Origin of the sequence: Vibrio gallaecicus (genome assembly GCF_024347495.1) — a bacterium.
Lineage (GTDB): Bacteria > Pseudomonadota > Gammaproteobacteria > Enterobacterales > Vibrionaceae > Vibrio > Vibrio gallaecicus.
The window spans coordinates 3120983-3143447 of the sequence record NZ_AP025490.1; the positions used below are offsets into that span (position 1 = coordinate 3120983).

At 44.0% G+C, this 22465-nt stretch carries 13 protein-coding genes, 1 tRNA gene, 4 rRNA genes and 1 riboswitch; of the genes, 5 read left to right on the top strand and 13 right to left on the bottom strand.

Annotation, left to right across the window (positions count from 1 at the left end):
* Positions 1-135 carry a hypothetical protein gene (locus OCU78_RS13715; RefSeq protein WP_261856019.1) on the top strand — a complete coding sequence of 45 codons (135 nt, stop codon included), beginning with the start codon at positions 1-3 and terminating at the stop codon, positions 133-135.
* A gap of 142 nt (positions 136-277) precedes the next feature.
* Here the strand turns inward: OCU78_RS13715 and OCU78_RS13720 are convergent.
* From OCU78_RS13720 to OCU78_RS13740, 5 genes are all read right to left on the bottom strand, one after another.
* A tRNA-Ala gene (locus OCU78_RS13720) sits at positions 278-353 on the bottom strand.
* A gap of 77 nt (positions 354-430) precedes the next feature.
* A 16S ribosomal RNA gene (locus tag OCU78_RS13725) occupies positions 431-1985 on the bottom strand.
* A 430-nt stretch (positions 1986-2415) separates the two neighbouring features.
* A 5S ribosomal RNA gene (gene rrf / locus OCU78_RS13730) occupies positions 2416-2531 on the bottom strand.
* Between the two features lie 126 nt (positions 2532-2657).
* Positions 2658-5551 (bottom strand): 23S ribosomal RNA (locus OCU78_RS13735).
* 354 nt (positions 5552-5905) lie between these two features.
* Positions 5906-7460 (bottom strand): 16S ribosomal RNA (locus OCU78_RS13740).
* The 16S, 23S and 5S rRNA genes sit together here with 1 tRNA gene alongside, the layout of an rRNA operon.
* 638 nt (positions 7461-8098) lie before the next feature.
* Between OCU78_RS13740 and OCU78_RS13745 the strand changes: the two genes are divergently transcribed.
* Entirely contained in the window at positions 8099-8551 is a 453-nt protein-coding gene (locus OCU78_RS13745; RefSeq protein WP_137375511.1) for an RNA recognition motif domain-containing protein, read from the top strand.
* Here OCU78_RS13745 and murI read toward each other — a convergent pair.
* The 3 genes from murI to OCU78_RS13760 form a co-directional block, all read right to left on the bottom strand.
* A complete protein-coding gene (gene murI, locus OCU78_RS13750) occupies positions 8514-9314 on the bottom strand; it encodes a glutamate racemase (protein WP_137375510.1) in 801 nt (266 codons plus the stop codon). The genes OCU78_RS13745 and murI overlap by 38 nt on opposite strands.
* 61 nt (positions 9315-9375) lie before the next feature.
* Positions 9376-10047: a Dph6-related ATP pyrophosphatase gene (locus OCU78_RS13755; RefSeq protein WP_137375509.1), complete on the bottom strand. Its 672-nt coding sequence runs from the start codon at positions 10045-10047 to the stop codon at positions 9376-9378.
* 43 nt (positions 10048-10090) lie between these two features.
* A complete protein-coding gene (locus OCU78_RS13760) occupies positions 10091-11911 on the bottom strand; it encodes a TonB-dependent receptor domain-containing protein (protein ID WP_137375508.1) in 1821 nt (606 codons plus the stop codon).
* Between the two features lie 40 nt (positions 11912-11951).
* Positions 11952-12169: riboswitch (cobalamin riboswitch) on the bottom strand.
* A 154-nt stretch (positions 12170-12323) separates the two neighbouring features.
* Here OCU78_RS13760 and trmA point away from each other — a divergent pair.
* The gene (gene trmA / locus OCU78_RS13765) at positions 12324-13433 is read left to right on the top strand and encodes a tRNA (uridine(54)-C5)-methyltransferase TrmA (RefSeq protein WP_137375507.1); all 1110 of its coding nucleotides are present in this window, start codon (positions 12324-12326) and stop codon (positions 13431-13433) included.
* A 149-nt stretch (positions 13434-13582) separates the two neighbouring features.
* Here the strand turns inward: trmA and OCU78_RS13770 are convergent, their stop codons facing one another.
* Entirely contained in the window at positions 13583-13954 is a 372-nt protein-coding gene (locus OCU78_RS13770; RefSeq protein ID WP_137375506.1) for a YijD family membrane protein, read from the bottom strand.
* Positions 13954-14595: an HTH-type transcriptional repressor FabR gene (gene fabR / locus OCU78_RS13775; protein WP_137375505.1), complete on the bottom strand. Its 642-nt coding sequence runs from the start codon at positions 14593-14595 to the stop codon at positions 13954-13956. The genes OCU78_RS13770 and fabR overlap by 1 nt, the downstream gene beginning before the upstream one ends.
* 310 nt (positions 14596-14905) lie before the next feature.
* Here fabR and sthA point away from each other — a divergent pair, with 310 nt between their 5' ends.
* On the top strand, positions 14906-16306 hold the full coding sequence (gene sthA / locus OCU78_RS13780; RefSeq protein WP_137375504.1) for a Si-specific NAD(P)(+) transhydrogenase: 1401 nt from the start codon (positions 14906-14908) through the stop codon (positions 16304-16306).
* Between the two features lie 94 nt (positions 16307-16400).
* On the opposite strand, the gene dinF is transcribed toward sthA, so the two are convergent.
* From dinF to lexA, 3 genes are all read right to left on the bottom strand, one after another.
* Positions 16401-17762 carry an MATE family efflux transporter DinF gene (gene dinF / locus OCU78_RS13785; protein WP_373367635.1) on the bottom strand — a complete coding sequence of 454 codons (1362 nt, stop codon included), beginning with the start codon at positions 17760-17762 and terminating at the stop codon, positions 16401-16403.
* A gap of 122 nt (positions 17763-17884) precedes the next feature.
* The gene (locus tag OCU78_RS13790; RefSeq protein WP_372266359.1) at positions 17885-18727 is read right to left on the bottom strand and encodes a class I SAM-dependent methyltransferase; all 843 of its coding nucleotides are present in this window, start codon (positions 18725-18727) and stop codon (positions 17885-17887) included.
* Between the two features lie 129 nt (positions 18728-18856).
* On the bottom strand, positions 18857-19477 hold the full coding sequence (gene lexA / locus OCU78_RS13795) for a transcriptional repressor LexA (protein WP_137375502.1): 621 nt from the start codon (positions 19475-19477) through the stop codon (positions 18857-18859).
* Between the two features lie 456 nt (positions 19478-19933).
* Between lexA and plsB the strand changes: the two genes are divergently transcribed.
* Entirely contained in the window at positions 19934-22375 is a 2442-nt protein-coding gene (plsB, locus tag OCU78_RS13800; RefSeq protein ID WP_137375501.1) for a glycerol-3-phosphate 1-O-acyltransferase PlsB, read from the top strand.
* Positions 22376-22465: the final 90 nt, after the last annotated feature.

A 22465-nucleotide genomic window follows, 5' to 3' on the forward strand; every position in this document is an offset into this window, starting at 1 on the left:
ATGGCAACTAACCAAGGTTTTGGTTGTCATCAAGAAGGGTTAATTCTTGATAACTGTTTGCCGGACTCAATTGTGAATCAAACTAGGTTTGATTCGAATACAAGACACTTGAATGTGTTTGTTGTGTTTATCTAATGAAAGATAAACATTGAGAACTTTTAAATTTGATTGAATTACTCGTAAGTAATCAATCAGTCAGCTTTCCAAATTGTTAAAGAGCTAGATATGTTTCAAAAACACACCATTTTTAAATATTTTCAAGAAAAACACTTAAAGATGGTGGAGCTATGCGGGATCGAACCGCAGACCTCCTCGCTGCCAGCGAGGCGCTCTCCCAGCTGAGCTATAGCCCCATCTGGAAAAGTATTTTACTCTTAACTTTTTAAACCTAAATCAATCTGTGTGGGTACTCATCAACGATATCTTCGTATAAGGAGGTGATCCAGCCCCAGGTTCCCCTAGGGCTACCTTGTTACGACTTCACCCCAGTCATGAACCACAAAGTGGTGAGCGTCCTCCCCGAAAGGTTAAACTACCCACTTCTTTTGCAGCCCACTCCCATGGTGTGACGGGCGGTGTGTACAAGGCCCGGGAACGTATTCACCGTGACATTCTGATTCACGATTACTAGCGATTCCGACTTCATGGAGTCGAGTTGCAGACTCCAATCCGGACTACGACGCACTTTTTGGGATTCGCTCACTATCGCTAGCTTGCTGCCCTCTGTATGCGCCATTGTAGCACGTGTGTAGCCCTACTCGTAAGGGCCATGATGACTTGACGTCGTCCCCACCTTCCTCCGGTTTATCACCGGCAGTCTCCCTGGAGTTCCCGACATTACTCGCTGGCAAACAAGGATAAGGGTTGCGCTCGTTGCGGGACTTAACCCAACATTTCACAACACGAGCTGACGACAGCCATGCAGCACCTGTCTCAGAGCTCCCGAAGGCACACCTGCGTCTCCGCTGGCTTCTCTGGATGTCAAGAGTAGGTAAGGTTCTTCGCGTTGCATCGAATTAAACCACATGCTCCACCGCTTGTGCGGGCCCCCGTCAATTCATTTGAGTTTTAATCTTGCGACCGTACTCCCCAGGCGGTCTACTTAACGCGTTAGCTCCGAAAGCCACGGCTCAAGGCCACAACCTCCAAGTAGACATCGTTTACGGCGTGGACTACCAGGGTATCTAATCCTGTTTGCTCCCCACGCTTTCGCATCTGAGTGTCAGTATCTGTCCAGGGGGCCGCCTTCGCCACTGGTATTCCTTCAGATCTCTACGCATTTCACCGCTACACCTGAAATTCTACCCCCCTCTACAGTACTCTAGTTCACCAGTTTCAAATGCAGTTCCGAGGTTGAGCCCCGGGCTTTCACATCTGACTTAATGAACCACCTGCATGCGCTTTACGCCCAGTAATTCCGATTAACGCTCGCACCCTCCGTATTACCGCGGCTGCTGGCACGGAGTTAGCCGGTGCTTCTTCTGTTGCTAACGTCAAGAGATAAGCGTATTAAGCTTACCCCCTTCCTCACAACTGAAAGTACTTTACAACCCGAAGGCCTTCTTCATACACGCGGCATGGCTGCATCAGGCTTTCGCCCATTGTGCAATATTCCCCACTGCTGCCTCCCGTAGGAGTCTGGACCGTGTCTCAGTTCCAGTGTGGCTGATCATCCTCTCAGACCAGCTAGGGATCGTCGCCTTGGTGAGCCATTACCTCACCAACTAGCTAATCCCACCTAGGCGTATCCGGTAGCACAAGGCCCGAAGGTCCCCTGCTTTGCTCCGTAGAGATTATGCGGTATTAGCCATCGTTTCCAATGGTTATCCCCCTCTACCGGGCAACTTCCTAGGCATTACTCACCCGTCCGCCGCTCGACGCCCAACAAATCATCCGAAGAGTCAATGTTGTCGTTTCCGCTCGACTTGCATGTGTTAGGCCTGCCGCCAGCGTTCAATCTGAGCCATGATCAAACTCTTCAATTTAAGATTTTGTCGGCTCAATGAATACTGACTTCAAAACTAATATTCACCACTCTTTCGAAAAAGAACGGGAACATGTAATTCTAAAGCTATTACCATTCCAACAGAATGGTAATGAATTGACTGTGCCAAAATTAAGTAAACTTAATTTTGTATTGGTCACTCAGTTCATTGAAACCAAATTGATTTCCGAGGAAATCTTGCTTTGCTAATGCAAAACAAATTTTGATATTCATCAACGAGTGCCCACACAGATTGATAGGTTTAAATTGTTAAAGAGCTTATTCTCTATAAAAGAGAACGCTTTCAGTGCCTTAGCACTTAAGCAGGACGCGCATAGTACGCTTTCTACTTTGAAAGTCAACATAAAATACTAAGAAAACTTAGAACTCTATGGTGACTCGTCTAGAAACTAGACAAAGTCGAAATTAAAGCCTGGCGATGTCCTACTCTCACATGGGGAAGCCCCACACTACCATCGGCGCTATTGTGTTTCACTTCTGAGTTCGGCATGGGATCAGGTGGGTCCACAATGCTATGGTCGCCAAGCAAATTTTGCTTTTACTTTCAGTTTAAAAACTGAAGGCAAAATAATCTGGAAAGCTGTTTTTGTTCTCTTCAAACTCATTCAAGGTCTGGTATTTCTATGAGTCCACAAAACCCCTTGGGTGTTGTATGGTTAAGCCTCACGGGCAATTAGTACAGGTTAGCTCAATGCCTCGCAGCACTTACACACCCTGCCTATCAACGTCGTAGTCTACGACAACCCTTAAGGACGCTTAAAGCGTCAGGGAAAACTCATCTCAAGGCTCGCTTCGCGCTTAGATGCTTTCAGCGCTTATCGATTCCGAACTTAGCTACCGGGCAATGCCATTGGCATGACAACCCGAACACCAGAGGTTCGTCCACTCCGGTCCTCTCGTACTAGGAGCAGCCCCTTTCAATTTTCCAACGCCCACGGCAGATAGGGACCGAACTGTCTCACGACGTTCTAAACCCAGCTCGCGTACCACTTTAAATGGCGAACAGCCATACCCTTGGGACCGACTTCAGCCCCAGGATGTGATGAGCCGACATCGAGGTGCCAAACACCGCCGTCGATATGAACTCTTGGGCGGTATCAGCCTGTTATCCCCGGAGTACCTTTTATCCGTTGAGCGATGGCCCTTCCATTCAGAACCACCGGATCACTATGACCTGCTTTCGCACCTGCTCGAATTGTCATTCTCGCAGTCAAGCGGGCTTATGCCATTGCACTAACCACACGATGTCCAACCGTGTTTAGCCCACCTTCGTGCTCCTCCGTTACTCTTTGGGAGGAGACCGCCCCAGTCAAACTACCCACCAGGCACTGTCCGTAATCCCGATTCAGGGACCGACGTTAGAACATCAAGCATACAAGGGTGGTATTTCAAGGACGACTCCATCACATCTAGCGACGCAATTTCATAGTCTCCCACCTATCCTACACATGTAGGGTCAATGTTCAGTGCCAAGCTGTAGTAAAGGTTCACGGGGTCTTTCCGTCTAGCCGCGGGTACACTGCATCTTCACAGCGATTTCAATTTCACTGAGTCTCGGGTGGAGACAGCGTGGCCATCATTACGCCATTCGTGCAGGTCGGAACTTACCCGACAAGGAATTTCGCTACCTTAGGACCGTTATAGTTACGGCCGCCGTTTACCGGGGCTTCGATCAAGAGCTTCGACCGAAGTCTAACCCCATCAATTAACCTTCCGGCACCGGGCAGGCGTCACACCGTATACGTCATCTTACGATTTTGCACAGTGCTGTGTTTTTAATAAACAGTTGCAGCCACCTGGTATCTGCGACTCTCGTCTGCTCCATCCGCAAGGGACTTCACTGATAAGAGCGTACCTTCTCCCGAAGTTACGGTACCATTTTGCCTAGTTCCTTCACCCGAGTTCTCTCAAGCGCCTTGGTATTCTCTACCCGACCACCTGTGTCGGTTTGGGGTACGATTTCTTATAATCTGAAGCTTAGAGGCTTTTCCTGGAAGTATGGCATCAATGACTTCACTACCGTAGTAGCTCGACATCGTATCTCAGCGTTAATGAAAGTCCGGATTTACCTAAACTTTCCGCCTACGTACTTGGACCTGGACAACCGTCGCCAGGCTCACCTAGCCTTCTCCGTCCCCCCATCGCAATTATAAGAAGTACAGGAATATTAACCTGTTTCCCATCGACTACGCCTTTCGGCCTCGCCTTAGGAGTCGACTTACCCTGCCCCGATTAACGTTGGACAGGAACCCTTGGTCTTCCGGCGAGGGAGTTTTTCACTCCCTTTATCGTTACTCATGTCAGCATTCGCACTTCTGATACCTCCAGCAGCCCTTACAGACCACCTTCAACGGCTTACAGAACGCTCCCCTACCCCACATACCCTAAGGTACGTAGCCGCAGCTTCGGTGTATAGCTTAGCCCCGTTACATCTTCCGCGCAGGCCGACTCGACCAGTGAGCTATTACGCTTTCTTTAAATGATGGCTGCTTCTAAGCCAACATCCTGGCTGTCTGAGCCTTCCCACATCGTTTCCCACTTAGCTATACTTTGGGACCTTAGCTGGCGGTCTGGGTTGTTTCCCTCTCCACGACGGACGTTAGCACCCGCCGTGTGTCTCCCGGATAGTACTTACTGGTATTCGGAGTTTGCAAAGGGTTGGTAAGTCGGGATGACCCCCTAGCCTTAACAGTGCTCTACCCCCAGTAGTATTCGTCCGAGGCGCTACCTAAATAGCTTTCGGGGAGAACCAGCTATCTCCAGGTTTGATTGGCCTTTCACCCCTAGCCACAAGTCATCCGCTAATTTTTCAACATTAGTCGGTTCGGTCCTCCAGTTGATGTTACTCAACCTTCAACCTGCCCATGGCTAGATCACCTGGTTTCGGGTCTAATCCTAGCAACTGTACGCCCAGTTAAGACTCGGTTTCCCTACGGCTCCCCTAAACGGTTAACCTTGCTACTAAAATTAAGTCGCTGACCCATTATACAAAAGGTACGCAGTCACACCACGAAGGTGCTCCTACTGCTTGTACGTACACGGTTTCAGGTTCTATTTCACTCCCCTCACAGGGGTTCTTTTCGCCTTTCCCTCACGGTACTGGTTCACTATCGGTCAGTCAGTAGTATTTAGCCTTGGAGGATGGTCCCCCCATATTCAGACAGGATATCACGTGTCCCGCCCTACTCGATTTCACTGATTATGATGCGTCGGTTACGGGGCTATCACCCTTTGTTGCGACACTTTCCAGAGTCTTCACCTGCATCATTAAAAGCTTAAGGGCTAATCCAATTTCGCTCGCCGCTACTTTCGGAATCTCGGTTGATTTCTCTTCCTCGGGGTACTTAGATGTTTCAGTTCCCCCGGTTTGCCTCCTGTTGCTATGTATTCACAACAGGATACTTACTTATGTAAGTGGGTTTCCCCATTCAGGAATCCCAGACTCAAAAGGTTATTACTACCTAATCTGGGCTTATCGCAAGTTATTACGCCTTTCATCGCCTCTGACTGCCAAGGCATCCACCGTGTACGCTTAGTCACTTAACCATACAACCCGAAAGGGTCTTGTGTATGGCAACTAACCAAGGTTTTTGGTTGTCATCAAGAAGGGTTAATTCTTGATAACTGTTTGCCGGACTCAATTGTGAATCAAACTAAAGTTTGATTCGAATACAAGACACTTGAATGTGTTTGTTGTGTTTATCTAGTTAAAGATAAACATTGAGAACTTTTAAATTTGATTGAATTACTCGTAAGTAATCAATCAGTCAGCTTTCCAAATTGTTAAAGAGCATAAAGCAAAAAGCTTTAATCAATAACTCGCGTTATTAATTAAAGCTCTGGCTTTAACTAAATCTAAACCATCAATCTGTGTGGGTACTCATCAACGATATCTTCGTATAAGGAGGTGATCCAGCCCCAGGTTCCCCTAGGGCTACCTTGTTACGACTTCACCCCAGTCATGAACCACAAAGTGGTGAGCGTCCTCCCCGAAAGGTTAAACTACCCACTTCTTTTGCAGCCCACTCCCATGGTGTGACGGGCGGTGTGTACAAGGCCCGGGAACGTATTCACCGTGACATTCTGATTCACGATTACTAGCGATTCCGACTTCATGGAGTCGAGTTGCAGACTCCAATCCGGACTACGACGCACTTTTTGGGATTCGCTCACTATCGCTAGCTTGCTGCCCTCTGTATGCGCCATTGTAGCACGTGTGTAGCCCTACTCGTAAGGGCCATGATGACTTGACGTCGTCCCCACCTTCCTCCGGTTTATCACCGGCAGTCTCCCTGGAGTTCCCGACATTACTCGCTGGCAAACAAGGATAAGGGTTGCGCTCGTTGCGGGACTTAACCCAACATTTCACAACACGAGCTGACGACAGCCATGCAGCACCTGTCTCAGAGCTCCCGAAGGCACACCTGCGTCTCCGCTGGCTTCTCTGGATGTCAAGAGTAGGTAAGGTTCTTCGCGTTGCATCGAATTAAACCACATGCTCCACCGCTTGTGCGGGCCCCCGTCAATTCATTTGAGTTTTAATCTTGCGACCGTACTCCCCAGGCGGTCTACTTAACGCGTTAGCTCCGAAAGCCACGGCTCAAGGCCACAACCTCCAAGTAGACATCGTTTACGGCGTGGACTACCAGGGTATCTAATCCTGTTTGCTCCCCACGCTTTCGCATCTGAGTGTCAGTATCTGTCCAGGGGGCCGCCTTCGCCACTGGTATTCCTTCAGATCTCTACGCATTTCACCGCTACACCTGAAATTCTACCCCCCTCTACAGTACTCTAGTTCACCAGTTTCAAATGCAGTTCCGAGGTTGAGCCCCGGGCTTTCACATCTGACTTAATGAACCACCTGCATGCGCTTTACGCCCAGTAATTCCGATTAACGCTCGCACCCTCCGTATTACCGCGGCTGCTGGCACGGAGTTAGCCGGTGCTTCTTCTGTTGCTAACGTCAAGAGATAAGCGTATTAAGCTTACCCCCTTCCTCACAACTGAAAGTACTTTACAACCCGAAGGCCTTCTTCATACACGCGGCATGGCTGCATCAGGCTTTCGCCCATTGTGCAATATTCCCCACTGCTGCCTCCCGTAGGAGTCTGGACCGTGTCTCAGTTCCAGTGTGGCTGATCATCCTCTCAGACCAGCTAGGGATCGTCGCCTTGGTGAGCCATTACCTCACCAACTAGCTAATCCCACCTAGGCGTATCCGGTAGCACAAGGCCCGAAGGTCCCCTGCTTTGCTCCGTAGAGATTATGCGGTATTAGCCATCGTTTCCAATGGTTATCCCCCTCTACCGGGCAACTTCCTAGGCATTACTCACCCGTCCGCCGCTCGACGCCCAACAAATCATCCGAAGAGTCAATGTTGTCGTTTCCGCTCGACTTGCATGTGTTAGGCCTGCCGCCAGCGTTCAATCTGAGCCATGATCAAACTCTTCAATTTAAGATTTTGTCGGCTCAATGAATACTGACTTCAAAACTAATATTTACCGAAGTAAACATGTAATTCTAAAGCTATTACCATTCCAACAGAATGGTAATGAATTGACTGTGCCAAAATTAAGTAAACTTAATTTTGTATTGGTCACTCAGTTCATTGAAACCAAATTGATTTCCGAAGAAATCTTGCTTTGCTATTGCAAAACAAATTTTGATATTCATCAACGAGTGCCCACACAGATTGATAGGTTTAAATTGTTAAAGAGCGCTAGCATTTGTGATTAACATCTCACTTGCTAGGGGTGCGTACTATACTCGCACCGAATTGAGAGTCAAGCGTTGTTTTCAACTTCTTTTCTCTCTACCGATTCTGATGTGTGACTCTCGTCTCACTCCGTGTCGGTGAGGCGGCATTATAGAGAGATTGCTTAGGAGCACAAGGGCTTTTCGAAATAAAAATGAAATAAAGTTCTCGTTCGCTTAAAACACCATCAAATCGGCATTTTTCGAATAAAAACTAAACATTTGAAACATATCACAGCAATATATTGGAAAAATGGAAACCATGAACGTAAGATTCATGTGTCTATTTTGTTAATGGTAGATGCGTCTATTTCATTTATTAATGTGTAGTATTCAAATATGAACTCAAAAAAACCGATGTTATTAATTGTCGCACTTGCTGTGCTTGGCGGCATTGTTTTCTCTCAGGTAGAAATATCTCCTGCTATTACCTTTATTATTGGTGTCTTGGTATCCGCTTTTGTTGTAAACCTTTCAAGTAACCAGTCACAAACTGAATCAGAGCCGAAGGCATCAACTAAAACGCTTTATGTAGGTAACTTACCTTATAAAGCAAATGAGTCTCACGTACGTGAGCTATTCTCGGAACACGGCGAAGTGTTTGCAGTACGTTTAATGAAAGATAAACGCACTGGTAAAAGAAGAGGGTTTGGGTTTGTTGTTATGGCGAGTGATGACGTGCAAGCGGCTATTGCTGAACTGAATGACAAAGATTACATGCAACGCTCTCTAAAAGTGCGCATTGCAAACGACCCTAAACATCCAGAATCGGATGAAGCTGGGTTGGTGTAAAGCCTAACTGATTCAAAGCAACGTTTAGTGCACTTTCTTCCATAGGAAGTGCACTACAAAATACCTTCCTCGTACCAATCTCTTTAGTATTCGCTTTTTCATCCAGTAAACAACTCACTCGATCAGCTATTGCTTTCCCTGAATCTATCATCACGACCTCTTGACCAAGAACGGTTTGTATCTCGTCTTTTAAAAGTGGGAAATGGGTGCATCCTAATACCGCTACATCAATGTGATTCATCAATGGGGAAAGGATTTCTGCAAGCTCTTCTAAATTCACCTCACAACCTCTCAGCTTATTTTCAGCCATATCCACCATCCGTGTTGAACCAAGTAGTTTTACATCTCTGTCATTTGCAAAGTTTTTGATCAAGTCATGGGTATATTCGCGCGTTATCGTGGCTGGTGTCGCAATTAAGCCAACAGCTTTACGTGATATTAATGAAGCAGGTTTAATTGCTGGGACAACACCTACAATAGGAATGGAATGAGATTGGCGTAGAGTTGGTAAAACAATCGTACTCGCGGTATTACAGGCAATGATCACTAGATCAATATTATAGGCTTGAATGAAATCATCAATGAAACAAGAAACTCTACGTATTAATGTAGCAGGCTCTAACTCACCATATGGATAAGCTTCATTATCGAATACATAGATATAGTTTAAGTTGGGTAGCAGCGAACTGACTTCGTTATAAACAGAAAGCCCACCGACTCCAGAGTCAAAGACCAATACATTCTTTTGTCGCTGTTCCAACACTGTTCTTACCTATTTATATTATTCCTGACAATAATACTCGCTTGTAGGATTTTCGCCAATATCACTCGGGATGAAGAATTGCCTCATAACGCTGATGTGTAAATCTCTTTCCCTTCTCTATTTCTGTCTTATTAATTTCCAGATAACCTTTAAAGCACGGAGCATGAGTGACTAAAGTATGGAATTCACCGTCTTCGCCGCAAGGGTCAACGTCTTCGGGAAGCGCCTCTAACAACTCTTTTGTATAAAGCTTTCCGCAAAACTCGGAGTTAAGTGCATTACCATCGACTGTTACCAACCAAGTTCGAATACCTAGATTAATTATTTCATTCGCAAGATCATTACTGCTTTGCCCCATCAACGGAAAAACACATTCCCAGCCAGCCGGTTCTATATAACTTCTTCGGTAGTCAGCAATCCCATTGCAAAACATATCGCCGAAAGCGACGGCTTCGATTTCTAAGTTCGACTGTTTTAGTGCATTGATAATTGTAGATTGATAAACCTCATTAGCTGGGAAGACTTCAGGCAGTTCGATTGAAATCAGCGGTAAACCAATTAGCTTAGATTGCATTTCAACAACAGGTAGTGGAGTCACCTGGAATGGCACTTCGTCACCAACATAGGTGGTATACAACCCAACGACTTCATAATTTGAATCTTGAAGTAGCCTTTCAAGTGTGAGTGCTGAATCCTTGCCTGATGACCAGCTAATGATAACTTTCTTTTTCATTGAGAGACCTAATAAGAAAAAACCGCCCGGAGGCGGTTAATATTTAGAATTGGTAGGTAAGATTGGCGAAGTAGCGACGTTCAGGAGCGTTGTAGCCTAATGTTGTTTGATACTCTTCATTCGTTAGATTATCAATTCGACCACGGACAACTAATTCAGGTGAAATCCAGTAGCCTACTGAAACATCCCACAAGCTAACCGATGGCAGTACATTATTTGGATCCGTTGTTTCTTTAGGGTTTCCAAGCCTGTCACCTGTATAGGTATAAGTAAGGTTTACATCAAAGTCTTCGTAAGATGCATCCATTAGCCACTTATAATTTTCATCTGCCCTTTTTGCCAACTTATTCCCTGCAGAATCTTTATGATCTTTAAACTCAGCAATAAGCGTATGGTTAATGAACCCTGTATTGAAAGTACCTGTAATTTCTAACCCTTTTAGCTCAGCATCAACATTAAGCGGATACCACCACGGCGAGCCTTCAAACCAAATAATAAGGTTATCCACATCATTGTCATAAGCCGTTACGTCCAGCTTAAATAGGTCAAACTCACCGGTATAACCTATCTCTCGGTTATTAGCTTCTTCTGGTTTAAGATCAGGATTTGTAGTGAGATCAGAATAGCTAGGCGCTTTGAATGAAGTCCCTGCAGCTGCTCGCAATGAGTGAGACTCCGTAAGGTGATAACGCCCACCGACAGACCAAGTTGTATGATTGTCATAAGTATCATGCTTATCATTTCGAATACTACCTGTTAAATGTAAGCTTGATACACGAAAATCAGAAGAAATATAAACACCCGTTGTATTACGCGATTCCCCAGCAAGGGCATCTGGTGATCCATATGACAACGCATCATCATTTAACTTTTCTTTTCGCCAATCAGCTCCGGCACCAATAGCCAAACTATCAGACACATAGTATTGATTCAGAAACTGTAAGTTTGTTAAATCAATTTTTTTCTTCGTTCCAGCATTATCTTTGCCATCAGCTTGAGAATAATCTAAGTTCTCAATAGATTGTTGGTTTGCTCTAAACGTTGAATTTAAGCTCTTACCTTGATATTCAAGCTCAGCTGTGAGGCTAAGGTTTTCTGAATACCCATAGTTTTTACCACCAGAATCATACTCAGCGAGGCTGTCATACCAACGAACAGAAGCTGAACCCGTTAACGACTCTGTAATAGGCAATGAATATGATGCAAAAAGATTTTGACTTTCATAGCCATAATTAAGCCCTGTTAGTGGGTCTTTGATATCGTAGCCATCTGTTTCTTCAAACCCACCAGCTAGCTTAAGAGTACTTCCGTTATCTAACTTTTTCGTTGTAGAAAAGTTTGCCTCTTTTTGAGAATCACTACCCACGCCAACAGATACAATCGTTGCCTCTTTTGCATCACCAGATGCAGTAACCACATTGATAACACCTGCAATTGCATCTGAGCCATATAATGCCCCACCAGCACCACGAATAACTTCAACTCTTTCGATAATACCGACTGGAATATGATTAAAGCTAATACCACCAGCAGCAGAATTAATACGAACGCCATCAATAAGAAACAGCACTTGATCGCTATTGTAACCACGCATAAAAACAGATGCGCTGTGTCCACGTCCGCCACTTTGAGAAACTTCAACACCCGGCACTCGTTTTAATACATCGACAAGCGTTTTTGATTGTGTTTCTTCGATTTCCTGACGTGAGATAACCGTAGTTGAAGCGATAACATCATTCAACGGTTGCTCAAAACGGTTGGCAGTAACGACCATCGTTTCGTCTGCAGATGCTTCTTGTGCGTGTAAATTGGAGATAGGTGAGAGTAGCGATGCAACAGCAACCGCTAAAAGGGATTTGTTCATGTTGTGATCCTAAGTCGCGTAAATTCCTACTGAGCCATACGGCATGGTTCAGTTGCTGGCAGGTATTCGGACTTAAGAGCACAACCGACTAGTTACCTAACTAATGGCTACCTAATATTCGACTTCCCGCACAATGCTATGTGCAGTGTCTTTGAATACTCGTTCTCTTTTACCGCTGCGCGTCAGTTCTGGATTTCCACCAGATTCCCTCTTCAGCCATCTATACATCTAAATGGCACCAGCTTGCGGGGATAATATTGTTCTGTAGATACTTTGTCTAGTTAAAGATTGGTATAAGCTATAGTTTTTAGGATATGTTTTGAGCAGATTACGCGACAGCACTGGACAACTGCTAGGGATTGAATAAAATCTGCGCTCTTGATTTGAATGCACCAAAGCAAAAGGCATAAACATGGCGACTCTAGACGTAAACCCACAAAGCTACCAAGAACAACTGGCAGAAAAGACCGAGCGTCTTACCGATATGTTCGCACAATACAATGTTCCTGAGTTAGAAGTGTACGAATCTCCAGAGCAACACTATCGCATGCGTGCAGAATTTCGCGTATGGCATGAAGGTGACGATATGTACTACGTCATGTTCAATCAAGAGACTAAAGAAAAATACCGTGTCGATCAGTTCCCTGCTGCTAGCCGTCTTATTAACGACTTAATGCCTCTATTAACAGATGCAATGAAAGAGAACCATTCTCTACGCCACAAACTATTCCAAGTTGACTTCTTATCTACGTTAAGCGGCGAGATATTGGTGTCACTGCTATACCACCGTCAATTGGGTGAGCAGTGGATCAAAGATGCTAAAGCACTAAAGCAGCAATTGAACGATGAAGGTTTTAACCTAAACCTAATTGGTCGAGCGCGTAAGATGAAAATCGTATTGGACCGTGACTACGTAATTGAAAAGCTAGACGTGAATGGCGACAGCTATATTTACCAACAAGTAGAAAATAGCTTTACTCAACCCAACGGCAAAGTTGCTGAGAAAATGTTGGAGTGGGCTGTCGATTGTACTCAAGACAGTAAAGGTGACTTGCTAGAACTTTACTGTGGTAACGGTAACTTCTCACTTGCACTGGCGCAAAATTTTGACCGTGTCCTTGCGACTGAGTTAGCGAAGCCATCTGTAGAGTCTGCGCAATACAACATTGCTGCTAATAAGATTGATAATGTTCAGATCATTCGTATGTCTGCAGAAGATTTCACGATTGCAATGGAAGGTAAGCGTGAGTTCCGCCGTTTACAACAAGCGAATGTTGACCTTAAGAGTTACAACTGCAACACCATCTTTGTTGATCCACCGCGTTCAGGTATGGATGAAGACACGTGTAAAATGGTTCAAGGCTATGAGCGCATTATGTATATCTCTTGTAACCCAGAAACATTGAAAGATAACTTAGACATTTTAAGCCAAACACACGATATCACTCGTTTTGCGCTATTTGACCAATTCCCATATACCCACCATATGGAAGCTGGTGTCTTTTTAGAACGTAAAGCTTAAAATTTCAGATGCTAGCTATAGCAAGCCTACAATCTTTGATTTATGAGTTTGTAATTTGCTTAAGTTTCTAATTTTCAGAAATGAGCAGAATAAAAAACGAGCCCAATGGCTCGTTTTTTATTCTCTATATTAGATAGTACTTATAAGTACTAAGCCGTTTTAGACATATAACCTAGTTTCTTGCCTACCCATGCTAGTAGTAACATTGCGACAATGATTGCGAAGAAGTTCGACCCTGCATCTGGGTGTTGCGCTTTTACAAAAGCAGAATGACCAAATGCACCTACAAAGAAGCAGGCCAAGCCTAATAATGGGATCTCTTCTGATACTGGGTTAGCTAAATATTCTTGATACAATGCTTGTACTGACAGAACAAGAGCAATAAGTGGGAAAATAGAGAAAGCCACTTCACTCATAGTTACCCAAGACAACAATGCATCACCACAAACACCTGCAATCAAAGCAAGTACAAGTGCTTTTTTTTCTGAACCACGGTTCACTGTATTATTTTCATTCGACATTATTCAATCCCGCCTTTTAATCGGTTACGTTCACGTTCTTTGCGATACCAATAAGCCCCTTTGGCCATCATTCGCAGCTGCATGATCAACCGCTCAGCTAATTCATCTCGCTGACGTCGATCTAAATCTAAAGCTTCTGCCCCTGAGTTAAAGACTAAAGTAACTGAAGCCGCCGCTTGGGTATGGGCTTCATCTCTCGTCATTCCGGTTGTAATCAAGTATTCCGTTAACTCAGCAGAGAAGTGCTGTATCTCACGAACCACTGCTGTTCTGAACTCAAACGATGTTCCAGAGCGTTCGCGTAGTAATAATCTAAATACGTTCGGGCTGCTTTCTATGAATTCCATAAAAGTTTCAACCGAGGTACGAATCACACTGCCTTCTTTTACGATTCGCTGCCTTGCTTGTCGCATTAATTGACGAAGCAATAAGCCACCTTCATCAACCATGGTTAAGCCTAGCTCATCCATATCTTTAAAATGACGATAAAAAGAGGTCGGCGCAATTCCAGCTTCTCTTGCTACTTCGCGTAAGCTTAAATTCGAAAAGCTACGATCAGCACTCAATTGGCTAAATGCAGCATCAATTAAACTTCGGCGTGTTTTTTCTTTTTGCTGTGCGCGGATTCCCATAGGTTTCATACTTAATTTATATCTTCTGTCTACAGCCTAAAAAGGTGTGTTTAATTCTTAAGTCAATATAACGCGAAACTCGCTGTTATATAAGACATTCAATCCACCTCTTTGTTCACGGTATCGAAGTTAATACGTTCGAAGCTCGAATTTCAATCTTTGCGCTGTCAATTGTAGACATACAGCATACCAAATCAGGCTTTTCTTGAATTCTGCGTGATCCCATCCACTCTATAGTGCGCTTTTCATGTACCAAACAATAGAATCAGTTAAAATCTCGCTACAGCAATGTTAATCAAATATAACAAGGAAGATATCTATGCCACATTCCAACCACTTTGATGTGATCGTAATTGGTAGTGGTCCCGGAGGAGAAGGGGCAGCGATGGGATTAACCAAAGCCGGATTGAATGTCGCTATTATTGAAAAAGAAAGCAGTGTAGGTGGTGGTTGTACTCACTGGGGTACTATTCCGTCTAAGGCTCTCCGACACGCCGTTAGCCGTATTATCGAATTTAATAGTAACCCACTCTTCTGCGACAACAACACCAGTATTCATTCCACTTTTTCAAACATCTTAGGTCACGCTAAATCCGTTATCGATAAGCAAACTCGTTTACGCCAGGGGTTTTATGACCGTAACCAGTGCACACTAGTCTTTGGTACGGCTCACTTTATTGATTCACATACCGTATCAGTCATGCAAAGTGACGGCACGGAAGAACATTACAGCGCCGACAGGTTTGTTATCGCAACAGGTTCGCGCCCTTACCAGCCAGATAACGTTGATTTCCTGCATGACCGTATCTACGACAGCGACTCAATCTTGTCTCTTAAGCATGACCCACAACACATCATCATTTACGGTGCTGGTGTTATCGGTTGTGAATACGCTTCAATTTTCCGCGGTTTAGGCGTGAAGACGGATCTTATCAATACTCGTGACCGTCTGTTATCTTTCTTAGATAACGAAACTTCTGATGCATTGTCTTATCACTTTTGGAACAGTGGTGTCGTAATTCGTAACGATGAGACCTTTGAGAAAATTGAAGGTACGGATGATGGCGTGATCATCCACTTAGAATCAGGAAAAAAAATGCGTGCCGACTGCTTGCTGTACGCCAATGGTAGAACGGGTAATACTGATAAACTAAACCTTGGAGCGGTTGGGCTAGAAGCTGATTCTCGTGGACAAGTAGCAATTAACAGCAATTACCAAACTTCTGTTGATCATGTCTATGCAGTAGGTGACGTGATTGGTTACCCAAGCTTAGCCAGCGCAGCTTATGACCAAGGTCGATTTGTTGCACAAGCGATTATAAAAGGAAAGGCGGATAGACACTTAATTGAAGACATCCCAACCGGTATTTACACCATTCCTGAAATCAGTTCGGTTGGTAAAACTGAGCAAGAACTGACAGCCGCAAAAGTCCCTTACGAAGTTGGGCGTTCGTCATTTAAGCATCTCGCAAGAGCGCAAATTGCAGGGAAAGACATTGGCAGTTTAAAGATTCTCTTCCATCGTGAAACCAAAGAAATTCTAGGTATTCACGTATTTGGTGAAAGAGCCGCAGAGATTATTCATATCGGACAAGCCATCATGGAACAAAAAGGGGAAGCCAATACCATTGAGTATTTCGTTAACACCACGTTCAATTACCCAACCATGGCAGAAGCATATCGCGTGGCAGCTCTGAACGGTTTAAATCGCCTCTTCTAACGCTCAATCATCTAACCTATACAAAAACAGCAAGCTAAATATGGCTTGCTGTTTTGTTTATGAATGATGGTAAGACGGTCAAAGGAAGTCGAGTTCAGGCAAGAAATTCCCCTCTTTTCCATTGTCGGATAAACAGCACTCCTAAGCCAATACCTCTCATCCCCATAAAGCTCAGCATCGCAAACCACAGCGCATGATTTTCAGCACCACTTGCCAAGTAAAACATAGCAAAGAATGAACAAGTCGCTACGAACATGCTATTACGCATGTCTTTTCCTTTGGTCGCCCCTACAAAAATACCATCCAATAAGAAGCACCACATAGAAACTAATGGCATCGCAATCAACCATGGTAGATAGGTGGAAGCCTCGGCTTTTACTTCTGGAATAGTAGTGATCATATTGATCAAATTAGATCCCATAACACCAAATACTAAGGTCAGTAAAATGCACGTAATGAGGCTCCAAAAGAAAGTTCCGACCAATGATTGCTTGAGTTCATGCTTACTCTTAGCACCCATGGCTTTTCCGACCATAGCTTCCATTGCGTAGGCAAAGCCATCCATCCCATAAGAGATCATCATCAAAAAGCTCATAAGTACCGCATTGGCTGCGACTACTTCATCTCCAAAGCTGGCACCTTGGAAAGTCATAAAGGTAAAAGTGGCTTGCAGGCACAAAGAACGAAGAAAAATGTCTCGGTTAAGTTTTACAAAGCGCCCTAACCCTTCGGTCGTTTGTTCTAGTAATGAAGATAAAGACGGTAACTGTTTTCTGGTCCAAATACGCCACACGCAGATTAGGCCAAAAAAAAGCCCGGTGTAATCAGCAAGTACCGATGCAAGAGCTGCGCCTTCCACTTGCCAACCAAGACCAATCACGAATAACACATCAAATATAATATTCGTTAGGTTAGTAATAATGACCATCCACATCGGTGCTTTCGCATTCTGTGTTCCAAGCAGCCAACCTAAGATAACAAAATTCACTAATGAAGCTGGGGCGCTCCACGCTCTAATAGAAAAGTACTGCTGCCCGTAATGTTTAACTTCTTCACTTGCTTGGCTAAATGAAAATATTGCATCAGACACGACACCGTGTAGCAGTAAAAATACGCCAGCAAAGCCTAAAGCCATCATTACGCCTTGTACAAATACAAGGGCTAACTGCTTAGTATCATTCGCTCCAAAAGATTGAGCTGCCAACCCTGTTGTCGACATTCTTAGGAAACCAAGTAACCAAAAGGTCACACTGATCATTGTGCCGCCAAGAGCTACACCACCTAAGTACCAAGCATGCTCTAAGTGACCTATCACAGCCGCATCCACCAGCCCAAGCAAAGGTACAGTGATATTGGATAGCACCATAGGAATCGCAAGCAACAACACCTTTTTGTGCATTGCTTGATCCAATAAGATTTGAAGAATGGATTGGAATTGGGAATTAAATGACTTCACGAGCACCTCTTCTTAATGAGGTGATAGTCTAACCTAGCCCTATTTTATGAACTACTTTTAAGTCGGAGGAATAGCTGTCGTCCATGACTACATAGCTATATCTATTTAGCTTTTGAAGCAGATTACCACTTCACTTGAATGAGCTGAGGCGTTAAGCGCGTTTTAAATTGAGAGAGCTTGCATAACCATCGTTGCCATAATTTCCAACGACTGCATTGCTGGTCGAGTGGAGAATATGATTTAACCGACTGAGCCCAAGGTAACCAGTTTAAAATACTGTCTACTGGTGAAGCTAAACCATGAGCATACTGACCAGCCCCAAGCTTTTGCCCCAATGTCGTCGAACTTTTATCACCAGCGAGTACTAAACATGCTTCAGCATGAACAAAGTGGCGACCTAAATTCTGTATAAAGTGCGCCGCTTGCTGATCATTACAATCAAGTAGTGCATGCTCACACACAATCATAACGGGTGATTGCTCTGGAATATTAAGATGATCGAGCCAACTAATATCTTCCACTGAACCACATTCTAATTGGTAACGTTCATTCTTATGAAACAGACGTTGTCGCCATACTAGATTTTCGGTGACATCCAACTCAACCCAATGACAACGGCCATTATCAATTCGATAAAAGCGAGTATCGAGCCCTGCACCTACATTAATTATCCATGCATCAGGATGTTGGGAAATAAAATGACGAACTTGAAGATCGCACAGCTGAGTTAAAGTAGCATGAAGGAGTTGCTGTTGATCTACATCACCCGATAAACACTCAGGCGCGAGCTTGCAACGAGTGCAGGCTTGAGCCGCAATAGGATCATATACGAGACCATTATCGACTAAGCTTTCACGGCTACGAAACCAAAGAGGTTGCACTAAGCTAACAGGAACTTGAAATTCTTGCTTAGACGATTTCTTCGCTGTTGGTCGGGGTAAGTCGGGTTTCGTTGGGCGGGGCATCATCATCTTCCTTATGTCACCATAGAGAAGATGATAATGAATATCAATTACAACATCAAGCTATTGAGAATGAATATCAGTATCATAATTGATGATTACTAATGAGTTGTTGCTCAAAGCGTACTCTGATTACATCCAATCAGTATTACGGATAATACCAACAGCCAACCCTTCAATCGCTAAGTGCTGAGACTCAAGATCAACTTGAATGGGTGAAAATTCTTCGTTTTCAGCATGCAGTAACACCGTTGAGCCTTTGCGCTCTAAGCGTTTAACGGTTACGTCATCATCAACACGAGCTACGACAACTTGACCATCACGAACATCTTGTGTTTTATGCACGGCAAGTAAGTCACCATCCATAATACCGATGTCTTTCATGCTTTCGCCATTTACACGAAGTAAGAAATCCGCTTGAGGCTTAAACATGCCAGGGTCAACTTGGTAGTGCATCTCAACATGCTCTTGCGCAAGAATTGGCTCACCAGCGGCAACTTGACCAATCAAGGGCAGCCCTTGATCATCATTAGCTGCATCTTCAAGTAGGATGCGAATACCGCGAGAGGCTCCCGGGATAATCTCAATGGCTTCTTTGCGAGCAAGCGCTTTTAAATGTTCTTCTGCTGCATTAGCAGAACGGAAGCCAAGTTCACGAGCAATTTCTGCACGCGTTGGTGGCATACCGCAGTCTTCAATTTTATTCTTAATAAGATTGAACACTTCTTGTTGTCGGGGCGTTAACGGCTTCATGAGTCACCTGTCTTTTTATACAGTTAACTGTGAGTATATCCAGTGAGTGAGTAAAAGCAAAGCAATTGGTTGTTTTTAATTCATTTTAAATAATTCTTAACCAACCCAAGAGAGGTAACGCGTGAAAACTCATGAAAATATTCACTAAATAATGCCCACCTCCCTAACTGCTATAAGAATAAACACCAGCTTGTTTGAATTTCCTTTGCAGATCACTAATGAATCTCCACCTATAATCAATCAGGTGATGAATGATTTTGATTAAACTTAACGCCAACATGACTAATTCCAGTAAAAGGTTCGACCAGTTTCTGGTATTCTTGCTCCGCTTAAAATTTGCGCCTAGGCCTATCTCCATTTCACCTTTGGTTTTTACCTTCTACAGTTTGAAATAGAGATGCGCTTAAGCATTGCTACATAACTATTGTTCCCTAACTTTTGAGGCAGAGAACCTTTATGTCTTCTGGACAATCTTTTTCACGTTCATTAATGAAACTTCCTTTATCGGTATTAGTAAAAGGGACATCTATTCCTTCTAACCCGATTGAAGAGCTGAACATTGATGTAAATAAACCGATTGTGTATGCCTTACCTTTCCGTTCAAGCGTCGACTTACTGACTCTACAAAAACACGCACTTGAATTAGGCTTACCTGACCCACTTAGCCCATTAGAGCTAAATGGTAAAACACTGCAACGCTATGTGTTTATCTCATCACGTCCAACACTGCTGAAAAATGATGAGTACGTACCGACCTCGTCTATTGAACTGTTTAGTGAGTTACTAAAGCAGCACGGTGAAGATACAGAGCTAGATATTCAAGTCATCCCCGCCACCGTGCTTTGGGGTAGAAAACCTGGTAAAGAGAACAAGCAAAAGCCGTATTTACAGGCAATGAATGGTCCTGAAAAAGCCAAAGCTGTACTGCTTGCAGGTAGAGATTGTTTGGTTCGTTTCAGCCCAGTCGTTTCCTTGCGCTATATGGCTGACTCTCACGGCACGGACACATCAATTGCACACAAATTAGCACGTGTCGCGCGTATTCACTTTTCTCGTCAAAAGCTTGCAGCTTCAGGTCCTAACCTTCCTAGCCGCCAAGCGTTGTTTGATCGCCTCTTAAAATCAGAAGCCATCAAAAAAGCAATTGAAGACGAAGCAAAATCGAAAAACATCTCGATTGAGAAAGCGAACAAAGAAGCGCAAGACATCATGGATGAAATTGCAGCTGACTTTTCTTATTCGTTAATCAAGCGCGGTGAAAAATTACTGGGTTGGCTTTGGAATAAACTGTATCAAGGCTTACACATTAACAATGCATCAACGGTTCGTAAGCTTGCTCAAGATGGTCATGAAATTGTGTATGTGCCGTGTCACCGTAGCCACATGGACTATTTACTGCTTTCTTACGTCTTGTATCACGAAGGTATGGTTCCTCCGCATATTGCTGCAGGTATTAACCTTAACTTCTTCCCTGCAGGTCCGATTTTCCGCCGTGGCGGCGCTTTCTTTATTCGCCGTAGCTTTAAAGGGAATAAACTTTACTCAACCATTTTCCGCGAATATTTAGCGGAACTGTTCACTAAAGGCTATTCCGTTGAATACTTCAGTGAAGGTGGTCGTTCACGCACGGGTCGTTTACTGCAAGCTAAAACAGGCATGTTAGCCATGACTATTCAGGCAATGTTACGAGGGTTAGATCGCCCAGTAACCTTAGTGCCAGTCTATATTGGTTATGAGCATGTGATGGAAGTAAGCACTTACGCAAAAGAATTACGAGGAAAACGCAAAGAGAAAGAAAATGCGAGCCTAGTAATTCGTACCCTTCGTAAGCTAAGAAACTTTGGGCAAGGCTATGTAAACTTTGGTGAGCCAATTCCACTTAACCAATACTTAAATGAACATGCTCCGGAGTGGACTCAAGATATCGATCCTATGGGCGCAAACAAACCACAATGGATGACGCCTGTTGTGAATGACCTAGCAACAAAAATGATGACACACATTAATGATGCAGCAGCGACTAACGCACTGACATTATGTGCGACCGCTTTGCTTGCTTCTCGTCAGCGTGCATTGTCACGTGATTCTCTTGTCTCCCAAATTGAGTGTTATTTATCTATCCTGAAAAATGTGCCTTACTCGTCGACTTACACCATCCCAACAGATAGTGCAGAAGACTTGGTAAAACACGCTGAATCGTTAGATAAATTCTTAATTGAATCAGACTCTATGGGCGATATTATTTCTTTAGACCGTCACCAATCCATTTTGATGACTTACTATCGCAATAACATCATCCACTTATTTGCTCTGCCTTCTTTGATTGCGCAGATGCTCATTCGCCAGCGCAGTTTATCTATCGATACTATCCAGAAGAACATCGCAACTCTCTATCCATTCCTTAAGAAAGAGCTGTTCTTAAGTTATGAAGAAAACAAACTGGATTCTGTTGTAGCGGACATTATCGCCGAGCTGGCTCAACAAGGGATGATTGTTGTCGAAGAAAACGAAATCACGATCAACCAATCCAATAGCCAACCTTTGATGCTATTAGGTCGCACAATTTCGGAAACTTTGCAGCGTTACTCAATTGCGCTTAACTTGCTGGTTCAAACACCAGAACTAGACAAAGCTGAATTGGAACAAAAGAGCCAAGACATTGCACAGCGCCTAGGTCGCCTCCATGGTATCAATGCTCCAGAGTTCTTTGATAAAGGCGTCTTTGCTGCAATGTTCACGACACTGAAACAGCAACAATATCTAGATGAAGATGGTAACTGCGACTTAGAGAAAACGAAGCCGTTTGCCTACCTACTCTACTCCATGCTTTACCCAGAAGTTCGTTTAACGATTCAAGAAAGTATTCACCAAGCTGAAATTGCTAGTGAAAATGAATAGCGTTAGGTAATCAGTAATAATAAAAAAGGCATCCTATTGGATGCCTTTTTATTCCTAATATGCTCAAGTTACTTCAAATAACGGGCTAAA